The organism is Pseudomonas soli (assembly GCF_900110655.1).
Taxonomy (GTDB): Bacteria; Pseudomonadota; Gammaproteobacteria; order Pseudomonadales; family Pseudomonadaceae; genus Aquipseudomonas; species Aquipseudomonas soli.
In genome coordinates this window covers 372,535-387,862 of the sequence record NZ_FOEQ01000002.1, presented here as the reverse complement: position 1 = coordinate 387,862, position 15,328 = coordinate 372,535, and the positions used below count along the sequence as shown (strand labels likewise).

12 protein-coding genes, 1 tRNA gene and 1 pseudogene are annotated in these 15,328 nt (G+C 65.3%); 9 read left to right on the top strand and 5 right to left on the bottom strand.

Annotated features, from left to right (window positions below; all coding sequences use genetic code 11):
* Window positions 1-154 precede the first annotated feature (154 nt).
* Window positions 155-2,896, bottom strand: a complete 2,742-nt coding sequence (gene acnA, locus BMY03_RS06380) for an aconitate hydratase AcnA (protein WP_094010564.1) — start codon at window positions 2,894-2,896, stop codon at window positions 155-157.
* 219 nt (window positions 2,897-3,115) lie between these two features.
* Here acnA and rlmM point away from each other — a divergent pair, with 219 nt between their 5' ends.
* From rlmM to pdxB, 3 genes are all read left to right on the top strand, one after another.
* On the top strand, window positions 3,116-4,180 hold the full coding sequence (rlmM, locus tag BMY03_RS06375) for a 23S rRNA (cytidine(2498)-2'-O)-methyltransferase RlmM (RefSeq protein ID WP_038705734.1): 1,065 nt from the start codon (window positions 3,116-3,118) through the stop codon (window positions 4,178-4,180).
* Between the two features lie 107 nt (window positions 4,181-4,287).
* Window positions 4,288-4,530, top strand: a complete 243-nt coding sequence (tusA, locus tag BMY03_RS06370) for a sulfurtransferase TusA (RefSeq protein ID WP_023632607.1) — start codon at window positions 4,288-4,290, stop codon at window positions 4,528-4,530.
* Window positions 4,531-4,577: 47 nt separating this feature from the next.
* On the top strand, window positions 4,578-5,720 hold the full coding sequence (gene pdxB / locus BMY03_RS06365; RefSeq protein WP_094010563.1) for a 4-phosphoerythronate dehydrogenase PdxB: 1,143 nt from the start codon (window positions 4,578-4,580) through the stop codon (window positions 5,718-5,720).
* A gap of 97 nt (window positions 5,721-5,817) precedes the next feature.
* Here the strand turns inward: pdxB and BMY03_RS26320 are convergent, their stop codons facing one another.
* A complete protein-coding gene (locus tag BMY03_RS26320) occupies window positions 5,818-5,988 on the bottom strand; it encodes a PA1571 family protein (RefSeq protein WP_023631968.1) in 171 nt (56 codons plus the stop codon).
* Window positions 5,989-6,233: 245 nt separating this feature from the next.
* On the opposite strand from BMY03_RS26320, the gene BMY03_RS06360 reads away from it, so the two are divergent.
* From BMY03_RS06360 to mqo, 4 genes and pseudogenes are all read left to right on the top strand, one after another.
* A complete protein-coding gene (locus tag BMY03_RS06360; RefSeq protein WP_094010562.1) occupies window positions 6,234-7,997 on the top strand; it encodes an ABC transporter transmembrane domain-containing protein in 1,764 nt (587 codons plus the stop codon).
* Window positions 7,998-8,665: 668 nt separating this feature from the next.
* Window positions 8,666-8,875: pseudogene (locus tag BMY03_RS26915) on the top strand (methyl-accepting chemotaxis protein); the annotation flags it as partial.
* 165 nt (window positions 8,876-9,040) lie between these two features.
* Window positions 9,041-9,808 (top strand): methyl-accepting chemotaxis protein, encoded by a 768-nt coding sequence (locus tag BMY03_RS26910; protein WP_371041490.1) that lies wholly within the window; start codon window positions 9,041-9,043, stop codon window positions 9,806-9,808.
* Between the two features lie 311 nt (window positions 9,809-10,119).
* Window positions 10,120-11,685 (top strand): malate dehydrogenase (quinone), encoded by a 1,566-nt coding sequence (gene mqo, locus BMY03_RS06350; RefSeq protein WP_094010561.1) that lies wholly within the window; start codon window positions 10,120-10,122, stop codon window positions 11,683-11,685.
* Between the two features lie 97 nt (window positions 11,686-11,782).
* Here the strand turns inward: mqo and BMY03_RS06345 are convergent.
* Window positions 11,783-11,859: transfer RNA gene (locus tag BMY03_RS06345), tRNA-Pro, on the bottom strand.
* A gap of 82 nt (window positions 11,860-11,941) precedes the next feature.
* On the bottom strand, window positions 11,942-12,163 hold the full coding sequence (locus tag BMY03_RS06340) for a YgdI/YgdR family lipoprotein (protein WP_023632528.1): 222 nt from the start codon (window positions 12,161-12,163) through the stop codon (window positions 11,942-11,944).
* Between the two features lie 180 nt (window positions 12,164-12,343).
* Here BMY03_RS06340 and moaB point away from each other — a divergent pair, with 180 nt between their 5' ends.
* Window positions 12,344-12,883 (top strand): molybdenum cofactor biosynthesis protein B, encoded by a 540-nt coding sequence (gene moaB / locus BMY03_RS06335; RefSeq protein ID WP_038705737.1) that lies wholly within the window; start codon window positions 12,344-12,346, stop codon window positions 12,881-12,883.
* Window positions 12,884-12,899: 16 nt separating this feature from the next.
* The gene (locus tag BMY03_RS06330; protein ID WP_094010752.1) at window positions 12,900-14,087 is read left to right on the top strand and encodes a molybdopterin molybdotransferase MoeA; all 1,188 of its coding nucleotides are present in this window, start codon (window positions 12,900-12,902) and stop codon (window positions 14,085-14,087) included.
* Here BMY03_RS06330 and BMY03_RS06325 read toward each other — a convergent pair.
* The gene (locus BMY03_RS06325) at window positions 14,076-15,311 is read right to left on the bottom strand and encodes a glycosyltransferase family 4 protein (protein ID WP_094010560.1); all 1,236 of its coding nucleotides are present in this window, start codon (window positions 15,309-15,311) and stop codon (window positions 14,076-14,078) included. The two genes, BMY03_RS06330 and BMY03_RS06325, sit on opposite strands and share 12 nt — an antisense overlap.
* Between the last annotated feature and the right edge of the window lie 17 nt (window positions 15,312-15,328).

Below are 15,328 nucleotides of genomic sequence, written 5' to 3'. Positions count from 1 at the left end.
GTGCCGGTGGGTCCATGGAGGGTAGGACTCAGCCAAGCGGCTTCAGGACACCATGCTTTGCAGGAACAACGATATGAAGGCGCAGGCATGGGAGCGGGGCAACCCCGCTCCCACGACAGCCCGCACCAAAGGCGCGGGCGCGAGCAGTGAGTTCCTACCCTGCGATCAATTGCCGCAGCACATAATGCAGGATCCCCCCCGATTTGAAGTATTCCACCTCATTGAGCGTATCGATCCGGCACAGCACCTCGATCTGGTCCTGGCGCCCATCCTCGCGGGTAATGCGCAGCGGCAGGCTCATGCCCGGGCGGATCTGCGCATCGGTCAGCCCAAGCACATCGATGCGCTCGCTGCCGGTCAGCCCCAGGCGCTTGCGATCGTCCCCCGCCTTGAACTGCAGCGGCAGCACGCCCATGCCCACCAGGTTGGAGCGGTGGATGCGTTCGAAACTTTCCGCCAGCACCGCCTTGACCCCCAGCAGGTTGGTGCCCTTGGCCGCCCAGTCACGGCTGGAACCGGTGCCGTATTCCTGCCCGGCGATCACCACCAGCGGCGTGCCATCCTTCTGGTAACGCATGGCGGCATCGTAGATCGACAGCTTTTCACCGCTGGGCACGTACAGGGTGTTGCCACCTTCCTCGCCGCCGAGCATTTCATTGCGGATGCGGATGTTGGCGAAGGTACCGCGCATCATTACTTCATGGTTGCCGCGACGCGAACCGTAGGAGTTGAAGTCACGAGGTTCCACGCCCTTGTCGCGCAGGTAGCGCCCGGCCGGGCTGTCGGCCTTGATGTTGCCGGCCGGTGAAATGTGGTCGGTGGTCACCGAATCACCGAGCAAGGCGAGGATGCGTGCGTTGCGCACATCAGCGATCTCCGGCAGTGGGCCGCCGATGTCGTCGAAGAAGGGCGGGTGCTGGATATAGGTGGAGTCGTCCTGCCAGACATAGGTCGCGGCCTGTGGCACCTCGATCGCCTGCCATTGGGCATCGCCGGCGAACACCTCGGCGTATTCCTTGTGGAACATGCGGGTGTCGACATTGCTGACCGCCTCGGCGATTTCCTGCTGGCTTGGCCAGATGTCGCGCAGGTACACGGGCTTGCCGTCCTTGCCGGTGCCGAGCGGGTCCTGGCTGAGGTCGACGCGCACGCTGCCGGCCAGGGCGTAGGCCACCACCAGCGGCGGCGAAGCCAGCCAGTTGGTCTTGACCAGCGGGTGTACCCGGCCTTCGAAGTTGCGGTTGCCCGACAGCACCGAGGCGACGGTGAGGTCGGCGCTGCCGATGGCTTGCTCGATGGCCTCGTCCAGGGGGCCCGAGTTGCCGATACAGGTGGTGCAGCCATAGCCGACCAGGTCGAAACCGAGCTGGTCGAGGTAGGGTGTCAGGCCTGCGGCCTTGTAGTAGTCGGTGACCACCTTGGAGCCGGGGGCGAGCGAACTCTTCACCCAGGGTTTTCGTTGCAGGCCTTTCTCCACGGCTTTCTTCGCCACCAGCCCGGCGGCCATCATCACGCTGGGGTTGGAGGTGTTGGTGCAGGAGGTGATGGCGGCGATCACCACCGCGCCGTCGCGCAGGGTGTGGGTCTGGTTGTCGTGGGTGTAGTCGATCTCGCCGGCCTGGTCGGCATTGCCCACCGCCACGCCACCGCCGCCTTCGCTTTCGAGACGACCGACCTCCTTGGCCAGGGGCTTGGGTTGCAACTCGATGAAGTGGTCGAAGGCTTGGCGTACCTGGCCCAGGGCAACGCGGTCCTGCGGACGCTTCGGCCCGGCCAGGCTGGCTTCAACCTCGTTCATGTCCAACGCCAGGGTGTCGCTGAACAGCGGCTCCTGGCCGGGCAGGCGCCACAGACCCTGGGCCTTGCAGTAAGCCTCGACCAGTTGCACGGTTTCCTCGGGGCGGCCGGACAGGCGCAGATAGTCCAGGGTCACCTGGTCGACCGGGAAGAAGCCACAGGTGGCCCCATACTCGGGGGCCATGTTGGCGATGGTCGCGCGGTCGGCCAGCGGCAGGTCGGCCAGGCCGTCGCCATAGAACTCGACGAACTTGCCCACCACGCCCTTCTTGCGCAGCATCTGTGTCACCGTCAGCACCAGGTCGGTGGCGGTGATGCCCTCGCGCAGCTTGCCGGTGAGCTTGAACCCGATGACTTCGGGGATCAGCATCGATACCGGTTGGCCAAGCATGGCCGCCTCGGCTTCGATTCCGCCCACGCCCCAGCCGAGCACGCCCAGGCCATTGATCATGGTGGTGTGCGAATCGGTGCCGACCAGGGTGTCGGGGAAGGCATAGGTGTGGCCGTCCTCTTCGCGGGTCCATACCGTGCGGCCCAGGTATTCAAGGTTGACCTGGTGGCAGATGCCGGTGCCCGGCGGCACCACACGGAAGTTGTCGAAGGCGTTCTGGCCCCAGCGCAGGAAGGCGTAGCGCTCACCGTTGCGCTGCATCTCGATGTCGACGTTCTGGGCGAACGCGGCCGGGGTGGCATAACGGTCGACCATCACCGAGTGGTCGATCACCAGGTCCACCGGCGACAACGGATTGATCCGCTGCGGGTCGCCGCCGGCCTTGGCCATGGCCGCACGCATGGCGGCCAGGTCGACCACCGCCGGCACGCCGGTGAAGTCTTGCATCAGTACCCGAGCCGGGCGGTACTGGATCTCGCGGTCGGAGCGGCGCTCCTGCAGCCAGGCGGCCAGGGCCTTGAGGTCGTCGCCGGTGACGGTCTTGCCGTCTTCCCAGCGCAGCAGGTTCTCCAGCAGTACCTTGAGCGACATGGGCAGGCGTTGCAGGTCGCCGAGCTGGCGGGCGGCGTCGGGCAAGCTGAAATAGTGGTAGGCGCGGTCGGCCACCTGGAGGGTCTTGAGGGTTTTCAGGCTATCGAGCGAGGGCATTTACAACTCCTTGTGCTCCGGTGCCCGGCGACTGCGGGTTGCTCGCCGGTGTCACCGCTCTGGACCAGTCCGCACGGCACGGACCTGGCTGAACAGTCAGGTTAGACCGGTTTGCCGGTCCCGACCCTTTTCTGGACCGATGGGGCGTGTCGCTGGTTCCCGACTTCCTTTATCATTCGCCGCCCTGGCGCCGTCTGCGCCAGTGATGTGGAGTGAGAAATGAATACCCTGTTCATGCATTGCCGGCCCGGCTTCGAGGGCGAGGTCTGCGCCGAAATCAGCGAACACGCCGCCCATTTGGGCGTGCCCGGCTATGCCAAGGGCAAGCCGCAGAGTGCCTGCGCCGAGTTCGTCTGCACCGAGCCCGGTGGCGCCGAACGCATGATGCAGGCGCTGCGCTTTTCGCAGCTGATCTTCCCGCGCCAGTGGGCCCGCGGCACGTACGTCGAGCTGCCGGAGACCGACCGTATCAGCGTGCTGCTCGAGCACCTGGCTGCGCTGCCGGTGTGCGGCAGCCTGTGGCTGGAGGTGCTCGACAGCAACGAGGGCAAGGAGCTGTCGACCTTCTGCCGCAAGTTCGAGGTGCCGCTGCGCAAGGCCCTGGAGAAGGCCGGCCGCCTGGTCGATGACGCCCGCCGTCCGCGTCTGCTGCTGACTTTCATCAGCGGCCGCCGGGTCTTCCTCGGCCTGGCCGAAGCCGACAACTCGGCGCTGTGGCCGATGGGCATCCCACGCCTGAAGTTCCCCCGCGAGGCCCCGAGCCGCTCGACCCTCAAGCTCGAGGAGGCCTGGCACCAGTTCATCCCGCGCGAGCAATGGGACGCGCGCCTGAACGACGACATGACGGGTGTCGACCTGGGCGCCTCGCCCGGCGGCTGGACCTACCAGTTGGTCAAGCGCGGCATGCTGGTGACCGCCATCGACAACGGGCCGATGGCCGAGAGCCTGATGGATACCGGCCTGGTCACTCATCTGATGGCCGACGGCTTTACCTGGCAGCCGAAGCAGACGGTGGACTGGATGGTCTGCGATATCGTCGAGAAGCCGGCGCGCACCGCTTCGCTGATCGAGACCTGGCTGGGCGAGGGCTTGTGCCGCGAGGCGGTGGTCAACCTGAAGCTGCCGATGAAGCAACGCCATGCCGAGGTTCGCAAGCTGCTGGATCGCATCGAGGCTGGGTTCAAGGCGCGCAAGGTGAAGGTGTCGATCGCCTGCAAGCAGCTGTATCACGACCGTGAGGAAGTCACTTGCCATCTGCGCCGGCTGGACCTGAAGCCGCGCTGAGCCGATCGCGGGGCAAGCCCTCTCCCACCGTACCCGGCTCTTGCGGGGGTGGGCTTGGCGCCCCTCGGCCGATACGCCACAATGACGAGCATTTTGCGGAGCCTTTCATGACCGATTTCACCCACGACGCGATCCTCGACGCCACCGGCCTGAACTGCCCAGAGCCGGTGATGATGCTGCACAAGCATGTGCGCGAGCTGGTATCCGGCGGCGTGCTCAAGGTCATCGCCACCGACCCGTCGACCCGCCGCGACATCCCCAAGTTCTGCATCTTCCTCGGCCACGAGCTGCTCGGCCAGGAAGAAGACGCCGGAACCTACCTGTACTGGATCCGCAAGAAGGCCGACTGAGCCCGCCGCGATCGCGCTACACTGCGCTCCCCTGACAGGAGAGCGCCATGCTGATAGTTGCCGACGAGAATATCCCGCTGCTCGATGCCTTCTTTGCCGGTTTCGGTGAAATCCGCCGTTATCCCGGCCGGGCCATCGACGCCGCCTGCGTCAAGGACGCCGACGTGCTGCTGGTACGCTCGGTGACTCGCGTCGATCGGCAACTGCTCGAGGGCAGTCGGGTACGCTTTGTCGGCACCTGCACCATCGGCACCGATCACCTCGACCTCGAACATTTCGCCGAAGCCGGTATTAACTGGAGCAGCGCGCCGGGCTGCAACGCCCGTGGCGTGGTGGACTACGTGCTGGGCAGCCTGCTGACCCTGGCCGAGCTCGAGGGGGCCGACCTGGGCAAGCGCGTCTACGGCGTGGTCGGCGCGGGTGAGGTCGGCGGGCGGCTGGTGCGGGTGCTGCGCGGTCTCGGTTGGAAGGTGCTGGTGTGCGACCCGGTGCGCCAGGCCAGCGAGGGCGGCGACTTTGTCGATCTCGAGACGATCCTCGAACAATGCGATGTGATCAGCCTGCACACGCCGCTGCAACGCGGCGGCGAGCACCCGACCTGGCACCTGCTCGACCAGCCTGGCCTGGCGCGCCTGCGTGCCGGCGCCTGGCTCATCAACGCCAGCCGTGGACCGGTAGTGGACAACGCGGCCCTGCGCGAACTGCTGCTGGATCGCGAGGACGTGCATGCGGTGCTCGACGTGTGGGAGGGCGAGCCGCAGGTGGACCTGGCGCTGGCCGATCTGTGCACCCTGGCCACGCCGCATATCGCCGGTTACAGCCTGGATGGCAAGCAGCGTGGCACGGCGCAGATCTACCAGGCGTTCTGCCGCTGGCAGGGCTTGCCCGAGCAGGTGCGACTGGCCGACCTGTTGCCGGCGACGGGCTTGGCGCTGATCGAGTTCGACGCCAGCGCGGAGCCGGGGTGGACATTGGCCACCCTGTGCCGCGCGGTGTACGACCCGCGTCGCGACGATGCGGATTTTCGTCGCAGCCTCAGCGACGACTCGGCCGAGCAACGCGCCGCGTTCGACCTGCTGCGCAAGCATTATCCGGTGCGCCGTGAAATCGAGGGATTGGCCGTACGGCTGCGGGGGGAGGCGCCGCAACTGGCGCAGGTGGTCAGCGCGTTGGGGGCGGTTCTGGTGTGATGGCGGTCGTGGGCCAAGTCCTTACCCGCAGTTGAGGCTGGGGCACACAAAGAAAAACCCGGCGCAGGCGCCGGGTTTGCACGCAATTCAAGGGGGGTCAGTCCTTGCGGACTTTCTCTACCCGACTGTCTTCCAGGTCTTTGCAGGCTTTCTGGATCATCTGTTCTGTGATCGGGACTTCGCGGCCTTGGGCATCGATGATCGAGCCGCAAACCTGAGGTTGCGGGCGCGTCTGGGTAGTGGCCGTATTGGTGTGCTGCAAGCTCATGTCCTGTCTCCTCTTTCAGGTTCAAGCTCAAGGTAATGCTTCGCCGTGACTGGTCTGTGACAGCTTGTTAGGCGTCTTGCCAAATCAGTCCAACAGAAAGCGCGGCAAAGCTCCAGTACCGGGTTAGAACGATTGGGCATAGTCACTACTGCCCCGCTCGATGATGGGACGGCGACACAATCCCAGGGTTGCAGAAGGCCGACGAGTGGTAGTCTTGTGCTATCCCCCAGCCGAATGGCCTTGCCATGCCTGATCCAATCTCTTCTCGCCAGCGCCGGGCCCTGCACCTGGGCTGGCAGTTCGTCCGGCCCTACCGCCGCCAGGCGCTGCTGGCCTTGCTGGCGCTGGTGGTCACCGCCGCCATTACCTTGTCCATGGGGCAGGGCATCCGTCTGCTGGTCGACCAGGGCTTCATGACCGGCTCGGCGCACCAGCTCAACCAGACCATCGGCCTCTTCATGCTGCTGGTGGTGGCGCTGGCGGTGGGGACCTTCGCCCGTTTCTACCTGGTGTCGTGGATCGGCGAGCGCTGCGTGGCCGATATCCGCCGGGCAGTGTTCGACCACCTGGTCTGGCTGCATCCGGGGTTCTTCGAGGACAACCGTAGTTCGGAGATCCAGTCGCGGCTGACTGCCGACACCACTCTGCTGCAGTCCGTCATCGGCTCGTCGCTGTCGCTGTTCCTGCGCAATGCGCTGATGGTGGTCGGCGGGGTGATCCTGCTGTTCGTCACTAACCCCAAGCTGACCAGCATCGTGGTGCTGGCCCTGCCCCTGGTGCTGGCGCCGATCCTCCTGTTCGGCCGGCGCGTGCGCAGCCTGTCGCGGCAGAGCCAGGACCGGGTGGCCGATGTGGGCAGCTATGTCGCCGAGACCCTTGGCCAGATCAAGACGGTGCAGGCCTACAACCACCAGGCGCGTGACCAGGCACTGTTCGGTGACACCGTGGAGGCGGCGTTCGACGTGGCGCGGCGGCGTATCGCTCAGCGTGCCTGGCTGATTACCCTGGTGATCGTGCTGGTGCTTGGCGCAGTGGGGGTAATGCTCTGGGTGGGTGGCACGGATGTGATCGCTGGGCGCATCTCGGGTGGCGAGCTCGCCGCGTTCGTGTTCTACAGCCTGATCGTCGGCAGCGCCTTCGGCACCCTGAGCGAGGTGATCGGCGAATTGCAACGGGCCGCCGGTGCCGCCGAGCGCATCGCCGAGCTGCTGGCGGCGCAGACGGCGATCCTGGCGCCGTCACAGCCGGTGGGGTTGGCGCACGGGCGTACCAGTGGCGACATCGAACTGCGCGAGGTGCGCTTCGCCTACCCGTCACGGCCCGCAGTGGCGGCCGTCGACGGCCTCAGCCTGCATATCCGCCCCGGCGAGACTTTGGCGCTGGTCGGCCCGTCGGGGGCTGGCAAGTCGACCCTGTTCGACCTGCTGCTGCGGTTCTACGACCCGCAAGGTGGCGCGATTTTGCTCGATGGCCAGCCGATCACCGGGCTGGCACCTGTCGACCTGCGTCGCCAGTTTGCCCTGGTAGCCCAGCAGCCGGCGCTGTTTCGCGGCACGGTCGAGGCCAATATCCGCTACGGTCGGCCCGAGGCCAGCCTGGCCGAGGTCGAGGCGGCTGCGCGCGGTGCCCATGCCCATGAATTCATCATCCAGCTGCCCCAGGGCTACCAGACACCCTTGGGCGAGGGTGGCGTGGGCTTGTCCGGTGGTCAGCGCCAGCGCCTGGCGATCGCCCGGGCGCTGCTGGTGGATGCGCCGATTCTGCTGCTGGATGAAGCCACCAGCGCGCTGGACGCACAAAGCGAGTATCTGATCCAGCAGGCATTGCCACAACTGATGGCCGGGCGCACCACTCTGGTCATCGCCCACCGCCTGGCGACGGTGCAGCATGCCGACCGTATCGCGGTGATCGACAAAGGCCGACTGGCGGCCGTCGGGACCCATCGACAACTGATCGAGCAAAGCCCACTCTACGCCCGCCTGGCAGCACTGCAATTCAACTCGGGCTGAGTGTCTTGCTGTCGCTGTTCTGTAACAAATCTGTAGCAATTGCCTGAGACTATCTGCCTCGGCTGTTGCGCAGGTGCTTGCCCTGGTTGCCATCCCACGATGGCGGCGTTGATGGGGCAGCGAACGAGGACAAGGAGGCCTCTGTCGGCGGTGCCGGCGTGCGTCGTTTCCCTCTTCCTTGTTCCGAGATCGCAATCTTGCGTAAATCCCTCAGAGTCCAAATTCTCTCCCTGCTCGGTGGCAGCCTGGTGGCGATCCTGTTGATCGCCCTGGTGTGCTTCCAGTTCCTGTCCTCCAGTGTGCGCGGCTACGCCGAGCTGGTGGACGGACCGTTGCGTGCCTCGCAGCTGATCGACGAAGCCAACCTGCAGTTCAAGATCCAGGTGCAGGAATGGAAGAACGTGCTGCTGCGTGGTCGCCAACCGGCGGAGCTGGACAAGTACTGGCAGCAGTTCCAGGCCCGCGAGCAGCAGGTGCAGCAATTGCTGGGGCAATTGATCGACAGCAGCGATCCGGCGCTCAAGGCGCGCCTGGAGCAGCTCAAGGCCAGCCACCGCCAGCTGGGTTCGGCCTACGAGCAAGGGCGCCAGGCATTCCTGGCTGCCGGTGGCGACCCGGTGGCCGGCGACCTGGCGGTCAAGGGCGTGGACCGCGCCACCAGCGACCAGATGAGTGCTCTGGTGGAGCAACTGCGCGCCGATGCCCACGGGCGTGCCGACGCCATCAGCGCCAGCGCCGAGCGAACGGTGTGGTTGGGCGTTCTGGTGATGCTGGCCTCGGCCGTGCTGGTCGGGCTGTTCAGCCTGTGGTTGGTCAACCGCAGCCTGGTCGAGCCAATCCGCCAGTTGATCGACTACGTCGCCCAGCTCAGCCAGGGGCGTTTCGCCGCCCGGGTCGACAGCCGTCGCGAGGATGAACTCGGGCGCCTGGCGCTGGCGGCCAACACCCTGCGTGATTTTCTTGCCGACACCGTCGGTCGGCTCAAGGACAACGCCGAGGAGCTGGAGAGCGCCAGCGGCCAGCTCAGCCGTATCGCCAGCGACATGGCCCATGGCACCCATGATCAGTTCCAGCGTACCGACCAGGTCGCCACGGCCATGCACGAGATGTCCGCCACCGCCCAGGAAGTGGCCCGCCATGCCGCCGATGCCGCCCGCGCGGCGGACGAGGCCGACCACAGTGCCCAGGCGGGCGAGCAGGTCATGCAGCGCACCATCGACACCATTGCCGTGGTCAACCGCGAGATCGCCGGCACCGCAGCGGTGATTCGCCACCTGGAAAACGACAGCACGCGCATCGGCAAGGTGCTTGAAGTGATTCGCGGCATCGCCGAACAGACCAACCTGCTGGCGCTTAACGCCGCCATCGAGGCCGCCCGTGCTGGCGAGGCCGGGCGGGGTTTCGCGGTAGTAGCCGACGAGGTACGCAGCCTGGCCCAGCGCACCGCGGCATCGATCGCCGAGATCCACCAGATCATCGAGGCGGTGCAGTCGGGTGCGGTGGAGGCGGTAAAGGCTATCGAAAGTGGCCGGCAGCGCAGCGAGGAGGGCGCCGAGCAGGTGCAGCACGCCGGGCAGATGCTGCAGCGCATCACCACGGCAGTTGAAGCGATACGCGACATGAACCGGCAGATCGCTACCGCAGCCGAGGAGCAGACCAGCGTCGCCGAGGATATCTCGCGCAACCTGGTCGAGATCACCCGCATCGCCACCGCCAACCAGGAGGCGGTGCAGCAAACCGAGCAGGCCGGACAGCGCCTGCATGGACTGTCGGGTCAGTTGGGCGAAGTGACTTCTCGATTGACCGCTTGAATCGCCATTGCGGTGCGCCGATGCGACTTGCACCGCGATGCTTTTGAGGGTGGGGAAATCCGCCATATTCGCATGTCGCATCAGTTACCTGTGGCGGATTGTCGCCATCCATTGGTTGGCCGAGGACGCTGTGGGCGGCGTCAGCCGTGGCCCCGCCCGGGCTGGCACACTCCCTGCTTTACGGCGCCCCGGGCCAAGGCCCGAGGCGATCGTGCCCCGATTTCGCGAAACTCCTGCCAACCACAACAACAACCGGGCGTGCACACCGGGGGCAACGACTGCCAATCCTTCACTTCAATTGGATTGAGCTAATGAAAAGAATCCTGCTGACGCTCCTGTGCCTGAGCGTCATCGGCTGCTCCAAGCCCGCGGAGCCACAAAAGTCCGTCGATGTCCTGCTGATCGGCGGCGGCATCATGAGTGCAAGCCTCGGCACCTACCTCACCGAACTGGAACCGAATTGGAAAGTCGACGTCTACGAGCGCATGGACCAGGTCGCCGAAGAGAGTTCCAATGCCTGGAACAATGCCGGTACCGGCCACTCGGCGTTCTGTGAGCTGAATTACACCAGCGTCGGCAAGGACGGCAGCATCGACATCAGCAAGGCGGTCAATGTCAACGAACAGTTCGAGGTGTCCAAGCAGTTCTGGGCCTACCAGGTCGAGCAGGGCGTGCTGAGCAACCCGCGTTCGTTCATCAACAACGTGGCGCACATGAGCTTCGTCTGGGGTGACGAGAACGTCGCCTTCCTGCACAAGCGCGTCGAGGCCTTGCAACACAGCTCACTGTTCCGCGGCATGGAGATCACCGAGGACCACGAGCAGATCCGCCAGTGGGTGCCGCTGGTGATGGAAGGCCGTGACCCCGGGCAGAAGGTGGCCGCGACCCGGATGGGCATCGGTACCGACGTGAACTTCGGCGAGATCACCCGCCAGCTGTTCGCCGCCATGACCCGCAACTCGAACGTGCAACTGCACCTGAGCCATGAAGTGCGCGATATCGTGCGCAACGACGACGGCAGCTGGAACGTGGTGGTGGCCGACCTGGCCAAAGGTGGCAAGGAGACTGCGGTCAAAGCCAAGTTCGTCTTCATCGGCGCCGGTGGCGGCGCGCTCAAGCTGTTGCAGAAGTCCGGCATCCCGGAGGCCGAGGGCTATGCCGGCTTCCCGGTCGGTGGCCAGTTCCTGATGACCGACAATGCCGACCTGGTCGCCCGCCACAAGGCCAAGCTGTACGGCAAGGCCTCGGTCGGCGCGCCGCCGATGTCGGTGCCGCATCTGGACACCCGGGTGATCGATGGCAAGGAGGTGCTGTTGTTCGGCCCGTTCGCGACCTTCTCCACCAAGTACCTCAAGTACGGCTCGTTGCTGGACATGTTCAGTTCGCTGACCACCCACAACATCAGCCCGATGATGCATGCCGGCATCGACAACATCGACCTGAGCACCTACCTGATGGGCCAGCTGATGCTCAGCTTCGACGACCGCATGGCGGCCCTGCGCGAATACTTCCCCAACGCCAAGAACGAAGACTGGCAACTGCTCCAGGCCGGCCAGCGCGTGCAGGTGATCAAGAAGGATCCCGAGCACGGTGGCGTGCTGCAGTTCGGTACCGAAGTGGTGGCCGCCGAGGATGGCAGCATCGCCGCGCTGCTGGGTGCGTCCCCCGGTGCCTCGACCGCCGCGCCGATCATGCTGACCGTGCTGGAGAAGACCTTCAAGGATCGGATCAAGAGCGCCGAGTGGCAGGCCAAGCTCAAGGAAATCGTGCCGACCTACGGCCAAAAGCTGAACAACGACCTTGAGTTGACCAACAAGACCCGCGAATGGAGCAGTGCGCGCTTGCAGCTGCTGCATGTGCCGGTGTTGCCGGAGTAAGCGCACAAGCGTGGGAGTAGGCTGGCCTGCTCCCACCGGTGATTTGCCTTTTCGCAGGCAACAAAAAACCCGCGCAAGGCGGGTTTTTTGCAGGTTTTGGTCGGAGAGACAGGATTCGAACCTGCGGCCTTCTCGTCCCGAACGAGACGCGCTACCTGGCTGCGCTACACTCCGATGTCCGAAATCCTACTGCATCGATTTTTTCAACGCAACCCCTTGTTGCAAAAAGGAGTTGCGCCAAAAACGCAGGGCTGGATCACAGCTCCTTGACGGTACGGATCTGGTCTTTGTTGATGCGCGTGCGCTTGCCGTCGAGCTGTTCGAATTCGTAGAAGCCGGAGTCGTCGTCATACGACGGGGTGTCCACCGCCTGGATCTCGCGGCCGTCGTTCAGGGTGATGACGGTTGGCGAGGCGCAGCCGGCGAGGGCGCCCAGGCCCAGGGCAAGCAGGAAGGCGGGAAGGGTCCGTTGGATCATCGTGTTTCTCCAGTGCGATGGTGCTAGATGTCATTAAGACGCAGGGCGTCCACGCAAGTTCCTTGCACAGTGCAGCATAGCGCCATCGCACCGGCATTGACCAAGAACAACGTCGCGGTCTGGGCGCCGTGGCCTGTGATATAACAGCGCACATTCCCTGTTCCCCCGCGACGGACTCCCATGAAAGCCAAGGCAGATACCCCTTTCGTAGCGCTGAATATCGCCGTGCTGACGGTCAGCGACACCCGTACCTTCGATACCGACACCTCCGGCCAGCTATTCGTCGATCGGCTCGGCGCCGCTGGCCATCACCTGGCCGAGCGCGTGCTGCTCAAGGACGATCTGTACAAGATCCGCGCCCAGGTCGCGACCTGGATCGCCGATGATAATGTGCAGGTGGTGCTGATCACCGGCGGCACTGGCTTTACCGGGCGCGACAGCACCCCGGAGGCCGTGGCGTGCCTGCTGGACAAGCAGGTCGAGGGTTTTGGCGAGCTGTTCCGGCAGATCTCGGTGGCCGACATCGGCACCTCCACCGTGCAGTCCCGTGCCCTGGCAGGCCTTGCCAACGGCACCCTGGTCTGCTGCCTGCCGGGCTCGACCAATGCCGTGCGCACCGGTTGGGACGGCATCCTCGCCGAGCAGCTGGATGCCCGTCACCGGCCGTGCAACTTCGTGCCGCACCTGAAGCAGGCAGCGGCCTGTGACAGCCGTGGTTGAGGTGGCCCGGCCGTTGATGCCGGTGGAAGAGGCCTTGGAGCGGCTGCTGGCGCTGGCCGAGAAGGCGCCCATCGCCGAGACCGAACACCTCGCGCTGGCCGAAGCCGAAGGGCGGGTCCTGGCCCATGAACTGGTGGCCGGCCTCGACCTTCCGCCGTGGCCCAACAGTGCCATGGACGGCTACGCCCTGCGCCTGGCCGACTGGCAGGGCGAGCCGCTGCGGGTGACCCAGCGCATCTTCGCAGGGCATGCGCCGGAGCCGCTGGAGCCGGGCACCTGCGCGCGAATCTTCACCGGCGCGCCACTACCGGAAGGCGCCGATTGCGTCGAGATGCAGGAAAACACCGAGGTGCTCGCGGATGGGCGAGTGCGCTTCCTCGAAAGCCTGTCACTGGCCCAGAACGTTCGCCCCAAGGGCCAGGAAACCCGTGTCGGCGAACAGGTCATGAGCGCCGGCACGCGGTTGGGGCCGATCGAGCTCGGGCTGGCCGCGACCCTGGGCTACGGCACACTTGAAGTGCGCCGCCAACCACGGGTCGCGGTGCTTTCAACCGGCGATGAACTGGTCGAGCCGGGTTTGCCACTGGGGCCTGGGCAGATCTACAACAGCAACCGGCGCTTGCTGGTCAGCTGGCTGCAACGCCTCGGCTGCGAGGTGGTCGACGCCGGGATCCTGCCCGATGATCTTGCGCGCACCCGTCAGTCCCTGGCCGAGTTGGGGAGCGTCGACCTGATCCTCTCCACTGGCGGTGTGTCGGTGGGCGAGGCAGATTTTCTTGGCCTGGCCCTGCGCGAAGCGGGCGAGCTGGCGCTGTGGAAGCTGGCGATCAAACCAGGCAAGCCGCTGACCTTCGGCCATTACCAAGGGGTGCCGGTTATCGGCTTGCCGGGCAACCCAGCCTCGACGTTGGTGACCTTCGGCCTGCTGGCGCGGCCCTACCTGCTCCGCCGGCTGGGCGTGGGCAACGTCGCGCCCTTGCGGTTCAGCGTGCCGGCGGGCTTCGACTGGCCCAAGGCCGGATCCCGCCGCGAGTACCTGCGCGCGCGCATCGAGGACGGTCTTGTACGCATCTACAAGAACCAGAGTTCTGGTGTGCTGCGTAGCGCGGCCTGGGCCGACGGGGTGGTGGAGGTGCTGGAGGGCAGCACGCCCAGGCAGGGCGATGCGGTAACGTTCATCCCGTTCAGTGAGCTACTTGGCTAGCACACCGCCGTTGGCGCCTGCGCCTGCCGGTGCCAACTGGGTCAGGCGCATGTGCACGTTCTCCAACTGCTGGGCGGCGACGCTCCAGTCATGACGTTGACGGGCAAACTGACGCCCGGCGACGCTTAGCTGGCCCATGCGCCAAGGCTGATTGAGCAGTTGGGTGATCAACAGAGCCAGTTGGCCGCTGTCGTCGCTACCCAGGTAGTGCTCGCCGTTGTTCATGGCCAAACCCGAGGCGCCCTTGCTGGTGGTGATGACCGGTAGCCCGGCAGCCAGGGCCTCAAGGATCTTCACCTTGGAGCCTCCAGCATGGCGCAGGGGGGCGAAGAACAACGCCGAGCGGCGCTGCAGCTCACGCAGGTCGGGACGGTAACCTACCCACTCGATGCGTGGGTCGTTCCAGTGCAGCTTCCAGCTGGCCGGCAATGCGTGCCCGGCAATGGCCAGGCGTACCGCCGGGTTGCTCATCCATACCTGGGGCAGGATTTCTTCCAGCGCCCACTCGATCGCTTCCAGGTTGGCGCCGTACTCGAAGTTGCCGACAAACAGCAGGCGTTGGCTATGTGGGGTAGGACATACGTCCTGGTAGTGGTCGCAGTCCACGCCATTGACCACCACATTTACCGGGCGGCCGCTGATCTGGCCGATCAGTTCGGCATCGTGAGCGCTGACCGCCACCACCTCGCTGGGTTGGCGCAGTACCCGTTGTTCCCAGCGCCGATAGCGCCAGCGGTCGAAGGCGTTCAGCGGACGCAACCACAACGGCAGGCGGTCATGGCAGGCGGCACCCATCACCGACTCCAGGTAATGCTCACTGAGCATGTACGGCAGGCCCCTGGCCTGCAGGGCCCTCTCGAACGGCTGGAAGCTGTAGCTGTGCTCGATCTGGATCACATCCCAGGGTTCGTCCAGCAGTTGTTCGAAACGGTGTCGCAGACAAGGCGCCAAACCATTGATGATGACCCGCATGGGGTAGTCGATTATGGGTGAGGCGAACAGGTTCATTGGGCTGTTCAGTGCTCGCCTGGGCAGTACGATCAGGCGTTCCACCAAGGGTTCCAGGGCTTCACGCGCGCTATCGCTCAAGGGGATCTTGGACTGCACCAGCAAGGTGATCCGGTGGCCATGCTGCGCCAGGGTGCGCAGCAGGTGGTACTGCCGGGTCTTGCTGCCACTGGTGGTGGGCCAGGGCAGGTAGGGCAGGGTCCAGAGTATGCGCATGAGCCTGAATCCTCGCG